General features: G+C 41.9%; 22 protein-coding genes. All 22 read right to left on the bottom strand.

The window, feature by feature from the left end; all coding sequences use genetic code 11:
• Positions 1-3: 3 nt before the first annotated feature.
• Positions 4-1,050, bottom strand: coding sequence for a hydrogenase formation protein HypD (gene hypD / locus G630_RS0100645; protein WP_026497415.1), 1,047 nt, complete (start codon positions 1,048-1,050; stop codon positions 4-6).
• Positions 1,051-1,053: 3 nt separating this feature from the next.
• Positions 1,054-1,272 (bottom strand): HypC/HybG/HupF family hydrogenase formation chaperone, encoded by a 219-nt coding sequence (locus G630_RS0100640; protein ID WP_022760124.1) that lies wholly within the window; start codon positions 1,270-1,272, stop codon positions 1,054-1,056.
• Between the two features lie 27 nt (positions 1,273-1,299).
• The gene (gene hypF / locus G630_RS0100635) at positions 1,300-3,630 is read right to left on the bottom strand and encodes a carbamoyltransferase HypF (RefSeq protein WP_026497414.1); all 2,331 of its coding nucleotides are present in this window, start codon (positions 3,628-3,630) and stop codon (positions 1,300-1,302) included.
• Positions 3,631-3,632: 2 nt separating this feature from the next.
• Positions 3,633-4,073, bottom strand: a complete 441-nt coding sequence (locus G630_RS20160; RefSeq protein WP_022760126.1) for a 4Fe-4S dicluster domain-containing protein — start codon at positions 4,071-4,073, stop codon at positions 3,633-3,635.
• 28 nt (positions 4,074-4,101) lie between these two features.
• Positions 4,102-5,187, bottom strand: coding sequence for a hydrogenase large subunit (locus G630_RS0100625; RefSeq protein ID WP_026497413.1), 1,086 nt, complete (start codon positions 5,185-5,187; stop codon positions 4,102-4,104).
• 51 nt (positions 5,188-5,238) lie between these two features.
• Positions 5,239-5,571, bottom strand: a complete 333-nt coding sequence (locus G630_RS0100620) for an NADH-quinone oxidoreductase subunit C (protein WP_026497412.1) — start codon at positions 5,569-5,571, stop codon at positions 5,239-5,241.
• Entirely contained in the window at positions 5,571-6,260 is a 690-nt protein-coding gene (locus G630_RS25685) for an NADH-quinone oxidoreductase subunit B family protein (RefSeq protein ID WP_044958366.1), read from the bottom strand. The genes G630_RS0100620 and G630_RS25685 overlap by 1 nt, the downstream gene beginning before the upstream one ends.
• Positions 6,261-6,271: 11 nt before the next feature.
• Entirely contained in the window at positions 6,272-7,138 is an 867-nt protein-coding gene (locus G630_RS0100610) for a respiratory chain complex I subunit 1 family protein (RefSeq protein WP_022760130.1), read from the bottom strand.
• Positions 7,138-9,075 (bottom strand): NADH-quinone oxidoreductase subunit 5 family protein, encoded by a 1,938-nt coding sequence (locus G630_RS0100605; RefSeq protein WP_022760131.1) that lies wholly within the window; start codon positions 9,073-9,075, stop codon positions 7,138-7,140. The genes G630_RS0100610 and G630_RS0100605 overlap by 1 nt, the downstream gene beginning before the upstream one ends.
• Before the next feature lie 142 nt (positions 9,076-9,217).
• Positions 9,218-9,655 (bottom strand): MarR family winged helix-turn-helix transcriptional regulator, encoded by a 438-nt coding sequence (locus G630_RS0100600; RefSeq protein ID WP_026497409.1) that lies wholly within the window; start codon positions 9,653-9,655, stop codon positions 9,218-9,220.
• Between the two features lie 158 nt (positions 9,656-9,813).
• Positions 9,814-10,101 carry a cell division topological specificity factor MinE gene (gene minE, locus G630_RS0100595; RefSeq protein ID WP_022760133.1) on the bottom strand — a complete coding sequence of 96 codons (288 nt, stop codon included), beginning with the start codon at positions 10,099-10,101 and terminating at the stop codon, positions 9,814-9,816.
• A gap of 14 nt (positions 10,102-10,115) precedes the next feature.
• Complete coding sequence (gene minD / locus G630_RS0100590; RefSeq protein ID WP_026497408.1) at positions 10,116-10,904, bottom strand: septum site-determining protein MinD; 789 nt, start codon at positions 10,902-10,904, stop codon at positions 10,116-10,118.
• Between the two features lie 19 nt (positions 10,905-10,923).
• Positions 10,924-11,676 carry a septum site-determining protein MinC gene (locus G630_RS20150; protein ID WP_049946024.1) on the bottom strand — a complete coding sequence of 251 codons (753 nt, stop codon included), beginning with the start codon at positions 11,674-11,676 and terminating at the stop codon, positions 10,924-10,926.
• A gap of 102 nt (positions 11,677-11,778) precedes the next feature.
• A complete protein-coding gene (tsf, locus tag G630_RS0100580) occupies positions 11,779-12,729 on the bottom strand; it encodes a translation elongation factor Ts (RefSeq protein WP_022760136.1) in 951 nt (316 codons plus the stop codon).
• A gap of 58 nt (positions 12,730-12,787) precedes the next feature.
• Complete coding sequence (rpsB, locus tag G630_RS0100575; RefSeq protein ID WP_022760137.1) at positions 12,788-13,534, bottom strand: 30S ribosomal protein S2; 747 nt, start codon at positions 13,532-13,534, stop codon at positions 12,788-12,790.
• Between the two features lie 224 nt (positions 13,535-13,758).
• Positions 13,759-14,547, bottom strand: coding sequence for a hypothetical protein (locus tag G630_RS0100570; RefSeq protein WP_026497407.1), 789 nt, complete (start codon positions 14,545-14,547; stop codon positions 13,759-13,761).
• A 30-nt stretch (positions 14,548-14,577) separates the two neighbouring features.
• Positions 14,578-15,852: a DUF6115 domain-containing protein gene (locus G630_RS0100565; protein WP_026497406.1), complete on the bottom strand. Its 1,275-nt coding sequence runs from the start codon at positions 15,850-15,852 to the stop codon at positions 14,578-14,580.
• 69 nt (positions 15,853-15,921) lie between these two features.
• Positions 15,922-16,281 carry a hypothetical protein gene (locus G630_RS0100560; protein ID WP_022760140.1) on the bottom strand — a complete coding sequence of 120 codons (360 nt, stop codon included), beginning with the start codon at positions 16,279-16,281 and terminating at the stop codon, positions 15,922-15,924.
• 72 nt (positions 16,282-16,353) lie between these two features.
• The gene (locus G630_RS20145; protein WP_044958365.1) at positions 16,354-17,937 is read right to left on the bottom strand and encodes a DUF342 domain-containing protein; all 1,584 of its coding nucleotides are present in this window, start codon (positions 17,935-17,937) and stop codon (positions 16,354-16,356) included.
• Between the two features lie 26 nt (positions 17,938-17,963).
• The gene (locus G630_RS0100550) at positions 17,964-18,737 is read right to left on the bottom strand and encodes a FliA/WhiG family RNA polymerase sigma factor (RefSeq protein WP_022760142.1); all 774 of its coding nucleotides are present in this window, start codon (positions 18,735-18,737) and stop codon (positions 17,964-17,966) included.
• 16 nt (positions 18,738-18,753) lie between these two features.
• Positions 18,754-19,281: a hypothetical protein gene (locus G630_RS0100545; protein WP_026497405.1), complete on the bottom strand. Its 528-nt coding sequence runs from the start codon at positions 19,279-19,281 to the stop codon at positions 18,754-18,756.
• A complete protein-coding gene (locus G630_RS0100540) occupies positions 19,278-19,763 on the bottom strand; it encodes a chemotaxis protein CheD (protein WP_022760144.1) in 486 nt (161 codons plus the stop codon). The genes G630_RS0100545 and G630_RS0100540 overlap by 4 nt, the downstream gene beginning before the upstream one ends.
• Positions 19,764-19,767 lie beyond the last annotated feature (4 nt).

Here is a 19,767-nt window from a genome sequence, read left to right as displayed (position 1 = left end):
TCCTTATCTCTTCTTTCTGCCTGAAATATAATAATTGTAACAACTTCCCTCCGTGGAGACCATGCATGCACCATGAGCATCCTCGGGCGTACATTTATTACCAAATAAAGGGCATTCATCGGGAGATATTTCCCCGGTCAGTACCCGTGCACAGCTGCATCCCGGCGGCATATGATCCTCATCAAGACCATAGCTTCCGGCATCATACTCGCTATATTCCTTTTTCAGTCTCATACCGGATCCTGGAATCATTCCCATTCCGCGCCATGAAGCGTCACAGGGTTCAAAAAATTCGCTGACTGCTTTTCTTGCTTCCTCATTTCCTTTTTCCGTGACAGCACTCTTATATACATTCTTTATTCCGCTTTCGCCCTTCATTCCGCAAAGAGCATATACAGCAGCCAAGAGGCCCTGGCCGTCAAAACCTGCAACAACAAACGGAAGCCCTGTCTCCTCTGAAAGTTCTTTAAACAGGTCCGAACCTGTAATTACACTTACATGTCCGGGCGCAAGAAATCCGTCTATATTATCAGTATTTTTGCAAACCCATCTTATCACCTGGGGCATAGTCTTAAGGGATGTCAGGAGCTTTAAATTATGAACATCCTGCGAGATAATCTCTTTTAATACCATAGCGTAAACGGGGGTTGTAGTCTCAAACCCGATAGCTGCAAAAACATAATTCCTGTCAGGGTTATTCTTTGCCATTTTCACAGCATCCATCGGAGAATAGAGCATCTCGACGCTGCCACCGTTTGCCCTTGCATCGGCAAGGCTCATCTTTGAGCCTTTTACCCTTAAAAGATCCCCAAAAGTAAGCACTGTAGTATTGTCAGTGAGTGCCAGCTCTGTAAGCCTGTCAATTACTGCTGTGACAGTAACACATACCGGACATCCGGGACCTGATATCAGATGGATTTTGGGCGATATCATCCCCGGTATACCATTTTCAGAAATAGCCGCAGTGTGAGTTCCGCAAACTTCCATAAAACGGAGCTCTTCGCCGTCATAATTTTTTAGTTTTTCCTTTATAAGCTCTAATTTATTCATAAATTAAATCTGAATATCCTCTATTTCCCGGAAAAGTTCTTCTATCTCATCTGCTTCTTCATCGCTCATTGTCTGAATTATGCAGCCTGCATGTACCAGAACTCTGTCTCCGATTTTCACCTTTACAAGTCCTGCCTCTGCCTCAACCGTGTTGCCCGAAAAATCCACAGTTGCCTTTGTTCCGTTAAGCTGCGTAATACGACCGGGTATTGCTACGCACATAATTATTCCTTTCAAATATCATAAATACTAATTTGATTTTTCCTTTAAGTCTGCCAGATATATCTGACCTGCGCTTATTCCCTGATCATTTGTAGGAAAAACGCGGTTATAGTATACCACAAAACCATCATTTACAAGTAATCTTTCACATAATGACAAAAGAACCCTATTGGTAAAAACTCCGCCAGAAAGGCATATGCTGTTAAGTCCTGTCCTTTCTCTGAGTTTCAGACATACTCTTAAAGTTATTTGCGCTATCACATTGTGAAAGGCATATGCGAGCATGCCGATATCCTTTCTATTGGCATTATCAGTCAGATACCCAAGGAGCTTTTGCATATCAGGAATGTATTCTTCATTATCATAATTAATCCTGATCAGATCTGAAATCGGAAGGTCTTTGACAATCTCATCGGATTTCCGGGATTTCAAATAATCCTCAGCCTTATTCTGAAGCTTTATAGCACACTCACCCTCATAGGAATTGTAATTACATACCCCGAGAATACAGCTTACAGCATCAAACAGCCGCCCCATTCCTGAGCTTTTGTGTACATTTATATTATTTTGAAGCGCTGCCTTCAGTAATCCTTTTTCCGACTCATTCAGAATATGGTCAGGTATATCTATACCTGAATCATACAGATAGCAGAATGCAGATATTTCCGCATTTTTCATAGCCTCATCACTACCTGCAATTCTCACACTCTTAAAATGTCCTGCCCTCTCAAAATCTCCGCTCCTGCAGATAAGAAATTCGCTGCCCCAAATAGTATTATCAGTTCCGTAGCCTGTACCATCAAATGCTACACCAATGCACTCTGTAAGTGCATTTTCCGCCATGACAGAACCAATATGAGCGTGATGATGCTGAATCTTCAGATGTTCCCCACCAGCCTCATCTGCAAGAGCAGATGAATGATATCCCGGATGCATATCTGAAATGACAATTTTCTTTTCAGTACTTAAATTGTCAGTTCTAAAAAGCTTCTCGAATTCCGCCAGTTCATATCTTTGAAGCTTTAGTACACTATAGTCTTCCATATCTCCCAAAAACTGACTCTGGATAATTCTATCCCCAAAGCCTATAGCAAAGGAATTCTTAAGATCCGCTCCATAAGCCTCATACAGTATTTTTTCCTTAAGCGGCTTTTCCAAAAACATCGGGAGCGGCACATATCCTCTGGCGCGCCTTATGAACCTTGGACATTCATAGTCGTCTTCTGTTCGATAAATCTGTAAAACTGAATCATCAAGCGGTCTCAAAATATCACGCTCATAATAGAGTATCCCGTCAATGCTATCCCCGAATTTATCAGCAAAAACCGTATCATCTGTTATCATCGGTTCCCCGGAAATATTGCCACTTGTCACGATAAGTTCGGAAAGTTCAAGAGTAAGTAATCTGTGAACCCCTGATGAAGGTAAAAATCCACCTATCTGCCTTGAATCTCCACATACATTTTCCGCAAAAGGATCCTCTTTTTTATCCAAAAGAACTATAGGTCTTGCCGAAGATTCCAAATATTTCTTTTCAAGTTCCGAAACAAAACAGAACTGCTCTATTTTCCGAACCGAATCAAACATAACTGCAAATGGCTTTTGTTCTCTTCCCTTAAGCAGACGCAGTCTTTTTACCGTATCGTAATTATATGGACTAGCAGCAAGTTGATATCCGCCTATTCCTTTTATCCCTATAATGCCGCCATCTCTAATAACCCGTATCGCCTGTGACAAAGCATCTTCTTTTTCGAAGAAATCACCATCACTTCCGCTCCTGAAAACGATTTGAGGGCCGCAGTCATGACAGGATATTGTCTGGGCATGTCTTCTTCTCCCACTTCTGTACTCCTTTTCACAAACCGGGCACATTGAAAAGACGCCCATTGTGGTCGTCTCTCTGTCATAGGGAAGTTCTTTTAATATACTGAATCTTGGTCCGCAGGAAGCACAACTTATGAGCGGATACCGATGCCTTCTGTCTTTTTTATCAAGAAGTTCTTTCATACATTCCGGACATATACCTATGTCCGGCGGAAATACAGGCAAATAATTTTTATCAAATTCTCCGCTGCTCTCTACAATACGAAAACCGGAATGGTCACTTTGACCTTCCGGTTCGTTACATTTTGAATAATCAAGTGATACTCTTAAAACAATACTTCCCGAGGGTGAATTAGTCCTAAGTTCATCTGCAAATGAACTAATCTTATCACCATCACCCTCAGCAGTTATTTCCACTATACCACCAAGATTCTTCACTTCTCCTCTGAGCTCATATTTATTTGCAAGCTCTGCTACAAACGGTCTGTAACCAACGCCTTGGACAGCCCCTGTAACACGGATAAGTGCTTTCATTTTTATTCGTCCTTTTTCTCTGCTGCAGCTGCCTTTGCTGCCGCTGCGGCTGCCGCACGTTCCTTGGCTGCCTTCATAAGTGCTTCCTGAGCTGCAATAGCCTTTTCTGACTGCTTAAAGGTCTTGGTAACCTTTTCGGTTCCGGGCTCTGTAAAGTGAGTGTCCATAGAAAGACATTTCTTAGGACAGTTATCAACACAGCATCTGCACTGAATACAACTCATAGGTCTGATTGACCAGGTCTTCTCAGTTTTATCAACAGTTATCGCATGTGTCGGACACTTTATGGAACAAAGACCGCAAAGTACGCACACGTCCATGTCGTTTTGTACATGACCGCGAGTACGCTCAGGATATACCTTTGGCTCGAAAGGATATTTACGAGTCGCAGGTTTTGAGAACAGATTTTTTAATACTGTACCGTTAAAATTTATTAGACTCAAATCTCTCTACCTTCTTTCTAAATAAGCGTTAGCGTTCTGTACAACTGATACAAGGATCAATGGTAAGTACGAGAATCGGAACATCTGCGAAATCACATCCTGCCAGAATATCAACAAGTGCAGGAATATTAGCAAATGTGGGAGTTCTAACTCTCATACGATCGATAAACTTTGTACCGTTCGCTTTTACATAGTAAAGAGCTTCACCTCTTGGCTGCTCAATTCTTGCCATGTACTCACCGTTAGGCAATTGATTAGGTTTAACCTGTAAATCAACCTCACCTGCAGGCATCTTATCGATACACTGTCTCATAATATCAATTGACTGATAGAGCTCTTTGATACGCACTTCTGTACGAGCATAAGAATCGCAATCTGTGCTGATGATAGGCTCAAACTCAATCTTATTATATGCGCAATAGCCTGTTGATCTGATATCTCTTGCAATACCACTTGCACGAAGGAAAGGACCTGCTGTACCAAGAAGATCTGCCTTCTCGGGAGTAAGGATACCAACACCTACAAGTCTGTTCTTAACAGCAACATCATCGAAGAAAGGCTTGCTAACCATCTTAAGGCCTTCTTCAATACTATCAAGTCTCTGTCTGAAATCCTTGAGCATATCGTCCGGAATGTCGCGGCGAAGTCCGCCAATCTTCATGATGGAGAAGATAACTCGACCACCGGTTGCCATCTCAAACATATCAAGAATCTCTTCACGGATTCTCCAGCACTCCATGTATAATGACTCAAAACCAAATGCATCTGCAAGAAGACCAAGCCAAAGCATATGTGAATGCATTCTGCTAAGCTCTGAAAGCATTGTTCTAAGGAACTTCGCTCTGTCAGGCACTTCAAGGTCCATAATGTGCTCGACAGCATCACAATAGCCAAGTCCATGACCAAGTGAGCAGATACCGCAGATACGCTCTGCTACATATACCATTTCATGAAAATCTTTTTTATCTACAAGCTTTTCCAGACCACGATGGATGAAACCAATGGAAGGAATAGCCTGGACAACCTTCTCATCCTCAAGTACCAGATCAAGATGTATGGGCTCCGGCAATACAGGATGCTGAGGTCCGAAAGGAATTACACTTCTAGTTGACATAGAATCTCCTCTTTCTATTTACGTTATTTACACAAACTAATCACAAGGAAGTTACTTAAATGGAGTTTCTATAGCTGTTCTATAGAAATTACCCTTGTAGTCAAGACTGATCATCTGAATATCTATTCCGAACAGGTCATGCATCTCGTTTTCATAAAGAAAAGCACAGGGAAAAACATGACTGATACTGTTTATGGGCTGATCATTCTCAAGGATTATCTTGACCTGTAATACCTCAAGTGCCTTGCCAAAGCTGTATACAAGTTCATAGCCTTCAGCGGTCTTTGTCGCACACTGCTGCATAAGATGGTAACCATCAAACTTCAGCTTCTGCGCCTCGTCGATGACTTCCTCCGCCTTAACAATCTTAAATTCTGTATTCATCAGGCGTTTCCTCCTTCATCCTTTTTAGGCGCAGCTGTTTCAGTTGCAGGTGCTGCGGGTGCAGCTGCCTTCGCAGGAGCTGCAGCAGCGGGCGCTGCCGGCTTAGGTGCAGGCTTAGCTGTCTGTGCCATCTTGGCCTCTGCCTGCTCTCTTAATGCCTCTTCTGTCAAAACTGCATCATACTGCGTAGCCGGATCATAATCCTCAGCCTTCATACGAACTGCAATCTTACTGTAATCAACTGTGCAGTAACCCTGCTTCATTGATTCCTTAACCTTAACTCTCTTTTCCTCAAGGATTGCAAGTGCCTTAACCACACCATCAATAAGTGCCTCAGGTCTTACTGCACATCCGGGAACATATACATCAACAGGAACTACCTTATCGGAACCTCCGAGAATGTTATAGCACTCCTTGAAGATACCACCGTCACAGGAACAAATTCCGCAGGCAATAACTACCTTGGGATCCGGCATCTGGTTATAAAGCTGTCTTACAACGGGTGCTGTCTGAGCATTTATACCGCCTGTAAGAAGCAGAATATCAGCATGCTTGGGATTTCCTGTATTTATAATTCCAAATCTTTCAACGTCATAAAGTGGAGTCATCGTTGCAAGAACCTCAATATCACATCCGTTGCAACTGGATCCATCATAATGTAACACCCAGGGTGATTTTGAAATTTTCATAGTTTCTCCTTTTACTTAATTACACTTAAGATAAGCAAGTTTGTTCCGGCTGTTACAAGAATTACTACCCAGCTGGAAATAAGCATCGCCATGTATTTAACACGGGGGAATATGTTATCTATCAGTGTCTCCATGAGATAGAATATTATGCATGCAATAACAGCCCAAACGATACTGATAGGATTGTTGTAAATAAAGAACATTGCAACGATACCCATCATAAGGACTTCATCATACCATTCCGCTATCTCATAGAAAGCAAGGTTCGTACCTGAAATATCAGAGGTAAGACCCTTAACCATCTCCTGGTGTGCGTGATGAGAAGTACTCATGTCAAAAGGAGATTTTCTAAACTTGATTGTAAGTATAAACAAAAATCCGATGAGCATTCCGGGAATCTTAATGATTGCAGGGTTTGCAGCATGAATAAGATCATTTACCATAAAGCTTCCGTTTGCTTCATAAAAACCAATGGCAACCAAAAGAATCATGGGCTCATAACACATCATCTGCAAAAGCTCACGGTTTGCTCCAAGCGCACTGTAAGGGCCGTTTGTTGAATATGCAGCAAGAACCATCATAACCTCTGACATTGACAGAGCGAAGAATACCAGCAGCATATCACCGCCACCAAAGAAAAGTGCACCTGTAAAAATAGTAAATATTGTATAAGCAATCACAAAGAGAACCTGAATACTGTTAACAACAGTGGTCTGCTTTGCAAGAAGCTTATAAACATCATAAAACGGCTGGAAAAGCGGAGGTCCCTGTCTTCTCTGCATTCTGGCTGATACGACACGGTCAACACCTTCCATGAGTCCACCCAGGATGGGTGCGAGTAAAATATAAAGAACAACCTTAATCACTGTCATAATCATCAGAAAGCACCTCCGCAAACTATAATCAGCATTACGATTACGATTATTGCAGAAATCACAATACTGGGAACAAGAAGCTTATCCTCTCCGAAGTATTCTGTCATATACCAGTTTGACATATACAGAGGTCTTGCCTTTCCGAAAGAGTCAATATAATTACGGTCATCACCGGCATTAACACCGGCAACATAGGACATAGTCATCTTACTCTTCTTACCAATGGCAAGTATTCTGCTTCCTATAGGAATAGCAAATATCATGGCTACCATGATCATCATTATGATGACATCGGAACCACCGATAACATTTGGAATATTTTTGTGGAATGCCTCATTAAGTACGGGCTGAACCATGATGTCAGACATCTTCGGGAAAGCGAAGCACATGATAATGATCATCATAGTAAGCGGTACAAGTGAAATCATCTCACTCTTGGGAGTAATATCCTCGAGCTCATAAGACTGATGAATAACAGTACAAATCTTTCCAAGCCACTTAGCCCAATAGAACAATGTTGAACCTGAACCAAATACAAGGAAAAGAACAAGCCATACAGAGTTTGAATCAACGAATGATTTAAGAGCAGCCCACTTTGAAACTAGCATTCCGAAAGGAGCCATAAACATTCCGCAAATTCCGATGATCATTATGAATGCAAGCTTAGGAAGCTTGATAATAAGACCATGCATATCCTCAATGTCACGGCTGTGCATGCAGTTCTCGATATCGCCGACTGTCTGGAACAGAAGTGACTTTGATACAGCGTGGAAAAGAATAAGCATTGTAGCTGCCCATACACCCTCTGTAGTACCTGTACCAGCACAGGCTGTGATAAGTCCGAGGTTTGAAATTGTTGAATAAGCAAGTACCTTTTTACCATCACTTACTGTGATAGCAAGAAGTGAAGCTGCAAAGAATGTGAATCCACCGATAACAGTGATCATTACACCTGTGAAGGTTCCGTTAAGCATGGGTGAAAGTCTGATGAGCATATATACACCAATCTTAACCATGGTAGCTGAGTGAAGAAGTGCACTACTGGGAGTAGGCGCAACCATCGCTCCAAGGAGCCATCTTGAGAACGGGAACTGTGCACTCTTTGTAAGAGCAGCAAATGCAATAAGTGTTACAGGCACCATTACAAACATATTCTGTCTCGGAACAAGTGCTGTAAGCTGACTTAAGTTTGAAATACCAAGAACAAGATTGCAGACAAGAAGAGCCGCTCCAAATCCGCATCCGCCAAGAAGGTTCATCCAAAGTGCTCTGAAGCTGTTGTTTACAGCTTCCTCGGTTCTTGTATAGCCGATGAGAAGGAATGAACAAACACTTGTGATTTCCCAGAAGAAATAGATCCATCCGAGATTGTCGGACACAATGAGCCCGAACATGGCACCTACGAAAACAAACAAAAGTGCCAGGAAATAATTGGATCTGTCCTCTACCTCAGTATGGTGGTTATGATAGTCCTTCATATAACCAACTGCGTAGATACAGATCAGGATACCCACAATACCAACAATAAGTATCATAACTGCTGAGAGGAAATCCACTCTTAAGTGAGGCGCTCCCTCTACCGCATAACCTGATAAATCCATCGCAAGTACCGGAATTGTACCCACCATGGACAAAAGTATAGCATAATACTTCTTATACTTTATACTCAGGAAAACAACTATTGCCATGAGAAGAAGCTCTCCTCCCATGATAATATGATCATGTGGAGCAGTCGCAGTCAGATATGTATTGCGAGTAGTTCCCTTCATGGAAAGAACCCTTATGCCTACCATTATAGCGGTAGCCATAACACTGAATCCTCCTACAATTGCAACAAAATTGCGCAGTAGTGATGAATTCTTAATGCAGAACATAAGAACTGCAATTACAAATGGAAAAAGAATCAGGAAACTTACTGCTTTTAGAATTGAAATAGTCAAAGATTCTCCACCCCTTTCAGGATAATAATATTATGCAAATCCCTTGCAAAAGACCGCAAAAGTTGCCTTAAATATACTACCACAAAACATTAAGTTTTTCATAAAAAATTGTTATAAAAAAAACAAATAATTTATAAAAATTTTAGCGAACTTTCGAAATGATCAAATATAGCAATCTGTAAAGTTCTTTAGCATCATTTTCGGAAAGCTTTACGCAGTTTCCTATTTTTCCAGGGATATCTTTAGCCTGATTCTTTATCGACTCTCCTTCAGGTGTAATAGATACTAGAAGATTACGCTCATCTGTCTTGGATCTGGTCCTTTTTATATATCCTTTACTCTCAAGTTTCTTCAAAACAGGCGTAAGAGTACCGGAGTCAAGGTATAAGCATTCCCCAAGGCTCTTTACATTCATCTCCTTTTTATCCCACAGTACCATCATCGTGATGTACTGAGTATATGTCAGATCCAGTTCATCCAGATAAGGCTTATAAGCCCTTATTATCTCCTTAGAACAAGCATAAAGCGGAAAACATAGCTGATTCTCAAGCTTTAATTGATCAAAGTTTTCTTTACTCATTTTTCCCTCCAAATAACAACAAATTAAATTGCGAGCAATTATACTGCTATCTTATAATAGCACATTGCCAGTCAAAATCAATATTTTTAATAAAAATATAATCAAAATTTAAATGATTGATTTCAAAATAAAAGGATGCTGACCGCATCCTCATATTTTTATTCTTTCACCTGATGCTTAATATTCTTAATCGGTATATTCGCATATAGGGCAGGAACGCATTTCTTTTCATCGCCTGTCCCTTCTGTATCCATCTGTGTAAACTTAATATCAAGGCCTTCTTTATCCACTTCAACATATTTTGAAAGCACTTCGATTATATCATTTTTAATTCGATCCATTATTTCAGGTGAACAGTTCTGCCTGTCAGAAACCAGAACAAGTTTAAGGCGATCCCTGGCTGCCTGACCGGAAGTTTTTTTCTTAAAAACATCTGTCAGATTCATGACATATCCCCCTATCACCTATGGAAAACGCTGGCTATAGCTGCGAACAATCCCTTTCTCTCATCAAGATCAAGGAACGGAACAGAATCACCAAGTATCCTTCGGCATATATTCATATATGCCTGTCCCGCAAGTGTGCTGTCACCTGCAAGCGGTTCTCCGTTATTGGTTGCAATAACTATATTCTCATCGTCCGGTACGACGCCAAGAAGATCAATAGCAAGGATATCCACAACGTCATCGGCGCTCATCATATCGCCTCTTCTAACCATATCCGGTCTTATTCTATTGACAACAAGCTGAGTCTGTCCTATCTCATTAGCTTCCAGAAGACCAATTATTCTATCTGCATCTCGTACAGCAGAAACCTCAGGAGTAGTAACAACAATAGCTCTTTCTGCACCTGCTATAGCATTCTTAAAGCCCTGCTCTATACCGGCAGGACAATCCATAATAACATAATCAAATTCCTGCTTCAGTTCCTCACAAAGCATCTTCATCTGATCAGGTGTCACGCTGGTCTTATCTTTGGTTTGTGCCGCCGGCAAAAGAAATAGAGTATCAAATCTCTTATCTCTTATCATCGCCTGCTTCACCTTACAACTCCCCTCAACAACATCGACAAGATTATACACGATTCGATTTTCAAGCCCCATGACAACGTCAAGGTTTCTTAGCCCAATATCGGTATCAATCAGCACAACCTTCTTGTTAAGCTTTGCAAGCGCTGTACCAATATTTGCAGTAGTTGTTGTTTTTCCAACACCGCCTTTGCCGGAAGTTACGACTATTACTTCTCCCATACAACCCTCCATAGAAAATTTATATAAAACGATTATCTCTCAAAAATGCTGCGCCGTAAACATCTTTTACAATATGTCCGTTTAAAATATATGCCACCTCGGTCTTTTTGTCAGTCTGACCTTTCATAAAACTTTTCATTTTCAGCCTGGGGCCCTCATCTGAATCCGGAGAAATAGCAATCTTATCGGCAATTCTGACCTGCAGTGGATCAAGCTCCAACGCCATTATAAAAGCACTCTCATCGCCTGTGCTTCCTGCATGTGCGCTGCCTCTAAGAGCCCCCATAACAAAAATATTGCCCTCCGAACTTACTGATGCTCCGGGTTTAACATCCCCCAGAATTACTACACTTTTGACAAAAGAAAGGTCCTGGCCGGATCTCAGATTACCCGTATGTATATCTGCCTGTTTTTTTATAATATCCGGATCAATCCCTAACTGTTCTTCATCCGGTTTACTATCCTCTTCCTGTTGTACAATTACAGGTTGTTTTACATAGCTTGCAAAAATTCTGTCGGTGTCCGGATCATCTCTGATAACACAGCACACATCTATATCGCAATTATTGGAAATAGTATCAAGAATTTCATTCTCTTCTTTGTCACAAAGAGTCCTGCCTCTTATTATCATCCCCATAGAGGCTTTCCCCAGAAAGGATTTTGATTCACGGAACTTGTCAGCAATCTCTTTAACAAGAATCTCAAATGACTCCTTGGGATCCAGTTCAAGGATAATTCCTTTTCCCGTACCTTTAAGATTAACTGCCCCCATCTATAACTCCTCCCAAACAAACTTTTTCGATATTATTCAATAAAAACGCCCCTGCCGTTATATAACGGCAAGGGCAATCAAATCTAATACTTGATAGGAATATTACTGCATTCCTGCCTGCTTAGCAACCTCTTCTGCGAAGTTCTCTTCTCTCTTCTCGATGCCTTCACCGGTCTCAAAACGAACAAAACGCTTGATAGAAAGGTTTGCGCCATTCTCCTTAGCAACCTGAGCAACATACTGAGCAACAGTCTGCTTACCATCTTCAGCCTTTACGTAAACCTGCTGGTTAAGGCAGATCTCCTTAAGCTCTTTCTGGAGACGGCCCTCGAGCATCTTCTCGATGATCTGCTGAGGCTTTCTCTTTCCTTCAGGAAGTTCTTCATTCTCCTTAGTAGCCTGAGCAAGAAGAATCTCCTTCTCATGGTTTCTGAACTCTTCAGAAACATCGTTCATATCAACATACTTAGGATAAAGTGCTGCAATCTGCATTGCAATGTTCTTGATAGCATCCTTGATGTTATCGTTAACAACATCTGTATCTGCCTCAACAAGAACAGAAATTCTTCCGCCACCGTGAACATAAGGTACTACAATACCGTTCTCTGCAGTAACCTTCTCGAAACGACGAATGCTGAGTTTCTCAGAGATAACTGCTGTGATATCGATAAGTGCTTCCTGAACTGTCTTAGAAGTATCAACATTCCACTTCTCAGCCATGAAGCTATCCATATCCTTAGCGTCAGACTCAACAGCCTGCTTTGCAACTGCCTCAACAAAAGTCTGGAACTGCTCGTTCTTAGCAACGAAATCTGTCTCTGAATTAACCTCTACAACTGCTGCAGTCTTATCATCCTTAACTGCGATTCTTGTAAGGCCCTCAGCTGCGATTCTGCTAGCCTTCTTCTCAGCCTTAGCCTGACCGTTCTTTCTAAGGAACTCAACTGCTGCGTCCATGTCTCCGTTTGTCTCAGTAAGAGCCTTCTTGCACTCCATCATACCTGCGCCGGTAGACTCACGTAACTCTTTAACCATTGCTGCTGTGATAGCCATGTGTATTATCCTCCACGATATTTAAATTATATTTTTCAAATAATATTCTGAATAAGGATTACTCCTCAGTAGCCTCTGCAGCCTCTTCGTCTGCAACCTGCTCCTCAGATGTAAGGTTCTCTGCACCCTGGTTAGCCTCGATAACAGCGTCAGCCATCTTACCAACAAGAAGCTTTACTGCACGGATAGCATCATCATTTCCGGGAATGATGAAATCAAGCTCATCAGGATCGCAGTTTGTATCGCCGATACCGATAAGTGTAATACCAAGTGCCTCAGCTTCCTGAATGCAGATTCTTTCCTTCTTAGGATCTACTACAAAGATAGCATCAGGGATTCTCTTCATATCGCGGATTCCGCCAAGAACCTTGTCAAGCTTCTCATATTCCTTCTTGAGCTGTGCAACTTCCTTCTTAGGAAGAACATCGAAAGTACCATCTTCCTGCATCTTCTCAAGCTTCTTAAGACGATCAATTCTGCTCTGAATTGTACGGAAGTTGGTAAGCATACCACCAAGCCATCTCTCGTTTACATAGTACATGCCGCAACGCTCAGCCTCAGACTTAACTGCGTCCTGCGCCTGCTTCTTAGTACCAACGAAAAGAACTGTACCACCCTGTGATGCGATCTCAAATACTGCCTTGTAAGCCTCGTCAACCTTAACAACTGACTTCTGAAGATCGATAATGTGGATACCGTTTCTCTCTGTGAAGATGTAAGGAGCCATCTTAGGGTTCCATCTTCTGGTCTGGTGTCCGAAATGTACACCTGCTTCAAGTAACTGTTTCATAGATACAACGCTCATGTTATTACCTCCATTTGGTTAATCTTCCGCATTTCTTTGCTCTTTTTGCCCGAAGGGGCGTTAAATCCTCCGGAAAGCTATCACCCTATCCATGTCAGACACCGGATGAAATCTGGAAATACGTGTTTATTTGCTACACTGTCAGCTAAAAATGGGCATAAAAAAACCCAAATGCTCACAGCTTCATAAGAATACCATGATTTTGGGCTTTTGACAAGACATTTTTATTTGGTAATTATTGATGTGATCTCCTCAAAGGAAGCACCTCGAGGGATCTGTTTCGTTCCGGATCGTATAAATCTATCCTTCCCGGTACTTATAAGGTAGTTATTATACTCAACTCCGTCAGTAATAATTCCTGCCTCTCTTAAAATTCTGGCACAGTCATCCGAATCACTGCCGCTTGGCAAAACAACAACCACATAATTTGTATCACTGCTGTTTGCCACCTGAGAAGTTTCTGAACTTTCATTAGAAGAATCGTTTGCAGAAGCAGCTTCACTTACTGAGGCTTCTTCCGGGGCAGTTTCTGACTCGTCTGTTGAAGTTTCTGTTTCTGAAGTTTCTGCTCCTGTTTTTTCGGCTTGAAGAGTTTCTGTGGAAGCTGTTTCAGAAGCGTCATCCGAAGCGAGCTTAACATCTTCTTCGGCTGAAATGCTTTCACTGCTTTCTCCAGTCGGTTCGCTCTCCTGCGTCTTTTCATCCACTTCAGGAACTGATTCACCTGCCGCAGACTCGTCTTCGTGGATTTCTTCAAATATTTCTTCTCCTTTTTCATCCACTTGCGAATCGGATGCAGTGTTATTGGCTTCATCGATTACCTCCGAATTCTTAGCCGTCTCCGAATAGCTTGACAACGTACTTTCGGCTTCAACCATCCCGAGCTGCTTAGCCCTCTTTATTATTTCCTCATCACTCATTTTGGCAGTACGTTTTCCAAGCGCAATACCCATTATCACAGCTGTAAGGACAATTCCGAGACCAAGTCCCCTTAAATAATATTTTAGTTTCATGATAACTCTTTCATTCCCCCAAAACCGCTGTTACATTATTGAACTGCGGTTTTTCTTATGTTTTCCGGCAAGATCTATTACAAGCTTAACCTCTCCTATGCCAAGTCTCAGTTCTCTCGCAATGACTACCGCTGACTTTCCTGCCTTATGCATATCAAGTATTTTCTGATTTCTTGAAGCGGGATCACTTATTACATCATTATTCGGAACAACCACCTCTTCAATAGTCTTTTTCCTTGTAGCATCGGAAATTGAAACTACCTTCGCAGGCTTTTCAACCTGAGCAGGTGCCTCTTCCATTGGGATTTGTTCAGTAGAATCATCTACAGCAACAACAGTCTGAATTTCAGGCTGTACGAGGGGAGTGTTCTCAATAACCTCATCAGCAATATCATCAAGAAAATCATTCTCATCTGAATCCGGCCAATATTGTGAGCGAAGTTCCATTGGCTCGTTATCATAATACTCCAGTTCTTCCGACATAGCCCGGGCTGCACTTTCAGGCTCCGAACCTATTACTCTGTTCTGAGTCTTTTTAGCTGCAGCAGCATCAGCTCTGTCAAGAATATCGGCAAGTGATGAAAACTGCGGTGCTGATTCCTCCTGCACCCCTGCCTCAATCTCCGCCTGCTTCGCTTCTTCCTGTAATCTGGCCTGTCTTGCGGCTTCTTCTTGTAACTTAGCCTGTCTTGCGGCTTCTTCCTCGGCGCGTAGTCTTGCTTCTTCCTCAGCCGCTTTTCTTTTTGCTTCAGCCTCTATCTCAGCTCTTCTTCGCGCTTCCGCTTCACGCTCTGCCTGTCTTCTTTCTTCCTCTTCGCGAAGAGCCTGTTCTCTGGCCTGAGCCTCCAGTTCAACCTGTTTTTTGGCCTCTTCCTCAAGCTCAGCCTGCCTTTTAGCTTCTGCTTCCTTTACTTCCTTGGCAGCACGATTAGCCTCAGAAACAGTGTTTTTGAGGTTCTTGTGCTTGTCATTAAGCATATCATACATAAAAACTACTTCATCATGATTTTTATGGATATCATTCATGACAGTATCTGAATATTCGCTTATGGCAGACATCTTCTCGTTGGTTACCCTGTCCATTGCACGCTCGGCCTTATTAATTGCCTCCTCCATGCAATCATCAAGCATCTCATCGATTTGTCCCTGAGAATTCTTGATCGCTTTGGAAACCATATCATTTATCTTCTGATTGGTCTTGTCAAAATCGAAACCGGCAGCCTCTTTGCCTCCCGGAATCAGATACCCTATTATAACCGCCAGGACTCCGGCGGCGATTAAAATTATTTCCGTGACACTTATCATAACATCCCCACTCGAGCAAAGTATCCCGCTCCTCCATAACGAAATACATTATCTAGTATTATAAAGTGTTCAGATTTTGAAGTCAAACCCCGAGGAAATATGCATATCCAAAGGCTTTCCATCGGCCCCTATAAGGGTTTCAGACAGCTTTTCAAGCTCCTCGGGAGTTCTATACTTGTTTTTACCTTTTCCGCCATTTCCAAAGTACTCATTTTTTCCTTTTTCTTTGGCATCGTGTTTTTCTTTTTCCTGCTGGGAGACATCTTCTTTCTTAATCACAGAATTGGACTTCTGATCAACTTCTTTGTTGAACTCGGTCTGGAAGGCATTCTGATCAGTGAAGACCTTGTTGTCTTCATTTTGCTTAATCTGTGAAAAATCGTTAGTTCTTAAAACATTGCCCTGAAAATCAATTCTGTTAATCGACATATTTACCTCCCTTCTCCCGCAATATATCTCCCCTTTCTATAATTATTATATCGTACCAAAACGCCAAAAACATTATATTGGCCCGGTTTTTACATATCCATCCCTAAGTTCGAATCTGCAATAAGTAGATTCTGTTTTGAGCGTAGTCTGCTGATCACCGATATGAATTGTAATTCCCGGATATGCCGTCCCTTCAACTACGACGTAAGCATCCTTTGAATCCGCAAGCTTTTGCTGAAGCTGCTCAAGTTCTTTATTGTTCTTCTCAATCTGAGATACCAGAACTTTATTCATTGTGATAAGCTGCTGAGCCTGTCTGGTCTGTTCCGGCGAAAGCTGTCCGCCTGTTCTAAGTCTTTTTGTAATGGACTCAACGGTTGGCTTTATAGTAACCAGACGCTTGGTCGAATCCGAAACTGCCTTTTGAAGTTCCCTTATTCTTACTTTTATGTTGGGATCCGCACCAACTTCAATAATGGTTGTGGCTCCCATATCACTTCCAAGATCCTTTGCAGTTATCTTATCAGTAGCTGTAACTCTGCCGCCCGCAATAAATCCCTTTTTACCGGAAACGTTGATTTCCGTTCCGGAAGAAACATTTGAATGAAGGATACTCTCGCTTGTAACACTTCCTTTCGCAGTTACTTTCGAATTTTCAATAAACTTGGTAACAATATTACCTCCGGCCTTTATTTCTCCTTTACCCATACCGTTAATGCCGCGTTCCAGAATAATATCGCTTCCGGCATTTAAGCTGGCACCTTCAACAACACCTTTTACGATAATATTTGCACCTGCTTTAATTGAAAAACCTGATGCTACAGTTCCTTTTACTACCACACTTCCGTCATAATTTATATTTCCCGTCGAGACATCAACGTTTTCAAACTCTATAACGTTACTTACCGTAACTTTACCGTCCTTCAAAGTGACATGCCCATCTGCATCAGCATACAAAACGAGCCCATCCTCGGAAAGATAAGTATTTTTGCCTGGAACAAGCTTTAATGCCTTTACGGGATGAGGATTCAAAATCTCGCCATAAATATTCTGTCCGGGATCTCCGGGGTCTTCGGGCGTTAGTATGGCAAGCTGCTCGCCTTTATGTACATGGTTAATAATATTCAGATTAAAATAGTCAACACTACCGTCTTCACGCATAGTGGGTTTCGCATGCAAATCCGCCTTGAAAGTATAATCAACCTTCGCATTGGTCCCTTCTCTTGTTTTTGACCCTTTTGCCACCACGATTTCCTTGCAATATTCTCTATCAGAGAAATAGTTGCTTATAGCTTCAGAATCTATCCCAAATACAATATTTCTGTACGCAAGATCTTCGATAAACTCCTTAGGGGTCATCTCCTCTGCACCTTCGGAAGGCGCATAAAAAAATGCCGAGGCCTCCATACGGTCACGGGAAATAGTGAGCCTGTAGCTCTCTCTTTCCGGGAAAGCCGCGTTGTCGTTTAAAACAACAAGCTCTCCTGTCGCTTGCGTAACAGCCTCGTTCAGCACTTGTGGTCTATAGCTTATTGATCTTTCATCAAGGTATTCCTTGATATCATCATATTGAAGGGTTTCTCCGAAATCTGTAGGCGGAAAAACCTTTATACCGGTCGTAGTGGGCATAGTGATTAGTTGAAAATAACCGTTCATTCATACCCTCCTGTCAATTAGCCCCTTTAGCCAAGTTGTGTAAGTATGCCCATGTACTTTCCGAGTTTTTCTCTCATTTTTTGCAGAGCTCTCGTGTGCAACTGTGAAACTCTGGACTCGGAAACCTCAAGCACATTGCTTATTTCCTTTAGTGTCAGTTCTTCGTAATAATATAAAAGAATAACTTTCTTCTCTTTATCGGTAAGAAGAGCCAGACTTTCGGCAAGCATCTTCTTAAGTTCTTCTTTTTCAATTGCTTCCTCGGGTTTTTCAAAACTCGAGGCAAGATTATTGGTATCCTCCGGAACATCACTTCCCTGTTCCATAAATTCATTCAGAGAAACAACACCGGTAACCTTCATCTGATTCTGCCAGTTTACATACTCATCATCGGAAATACCGAGTTTCGAAGCTATCTCCGTATCAGTCGCAGGATGCCCCTGTTCTTTTTCGATCTCATGTATCGCCGCCTCAATTTTTTTCTGCTTCTGGCGGATGGTTCTGGGAATCCAGTCCATCTTCCTTATCTGATCAAGAATCGCACCTCTTATACGGACGCTTGCATAGGTTTCAAATTTGACATCCTTCATAAGGTCAAACTTATCTATGGCGTCAATCAGACCAAAAATACCATACCCAACAAGGTCGTCATACTCAACGTTGAAGCCAAGGTACATGGAAAGTCGCCCCGCCACCAGTTTCACAAGCGGAGCATACTCCAAAATAAGCTTCTCTCTAAGTTCAGGTGCTTTATTCTTATGATATTCATTCCAAAGCTTACTTCTTCCAGTCTCATCCATAAGCTAACAGTCCCTGTCAAAATTCCGAAAAGTCTTCCCCGACTACGAAATCATCGCTTTCTCCGAATGGATTATACTCATTCGGTGTATTTTGGTTTTCTGTTTCTTCATCTGCCAAAGCAGCAGCCTCTTCGGCAGCCAGCCTCTCAGCTTCGGCCTGCGCCTCAGCTTCGGCAGCAGCAAGTTCATCGGCTTCTCTTTGAGCTATAGCCTCTTCCTGAACAAGAATTGCATCTTCTTTGGCTCTGTTCAAATTGTCAAAATGACTGACAATCAGCTCAAAAAATCTACCAACCACAAAAAAAACAGCCAATGATAAAAGAAGAGTTTTAATCCAGGCTCCGATTTCGTAATGCTGCAGAAGTGTGAATATCGCCATGAATCCACCTCCAAGCAGCATAACGAAAGCGGTAATAAGTCTTGTCTTAGGAGCTTCGGTAATAACCCTTGTCTCCTTATGAAATTTTCTTTCTTTTTTCTTCTCTTCCGGCTTTTCTTCGCTGGCCTCTACTATTTTCTCTTCAGTAATCTCTTCAGCACTCATATCGTCTTTTCCGGTTTTCCTACTGCTCTAATGACAAAGTTGCCGTTCTCTGGATAGAAAATAACAGTACGTCCGTAAGAATCTCCGGTATCCTGCGCCAAAATAGGAATACCCAGTTCTTTTAGTTTTTTAATCGTAGCTGCTACATTTCGTTCTCCCACACGCATGGTAGCATTGCCGGAATTAAACGCAAACATCTGGGCGCCACCGGCTATCTTTGCCACAAGGCGTGATTTATTGGCACCTTTAGCCACTACCTGCTTAATAAGTTCATCAATTCCTGTATCCGCAAATTTCGGAATATTGGAATTGTTTTTTATTTCTTTAGAATCAGGTAGCATAATATGTGCCAAACCGCCAATTTTCGTTACCGGATCCCTTACAGCAATCCCTACACAGGAGCCAAGTCCAAGTGTCGTGATACCGTCAGGAGAGACGCAAATATTAAGATCGGCCATACCAACCTTGATAATTTGACTCATTCAC

The sequence above is a fragment of the Butyrivibrio sp. WCD2001 genome (assembly GCF_000424485.1).
In the GTDB taxonomy this organism is placed as follows: Bacteria; Bacillota; Clostridia; order Lachnospirales; family Lachnospiraceae; genus Butyrivibrio.
This window is presented reverse-complemented; position numbering and strand designations above follow the sequence as displayed.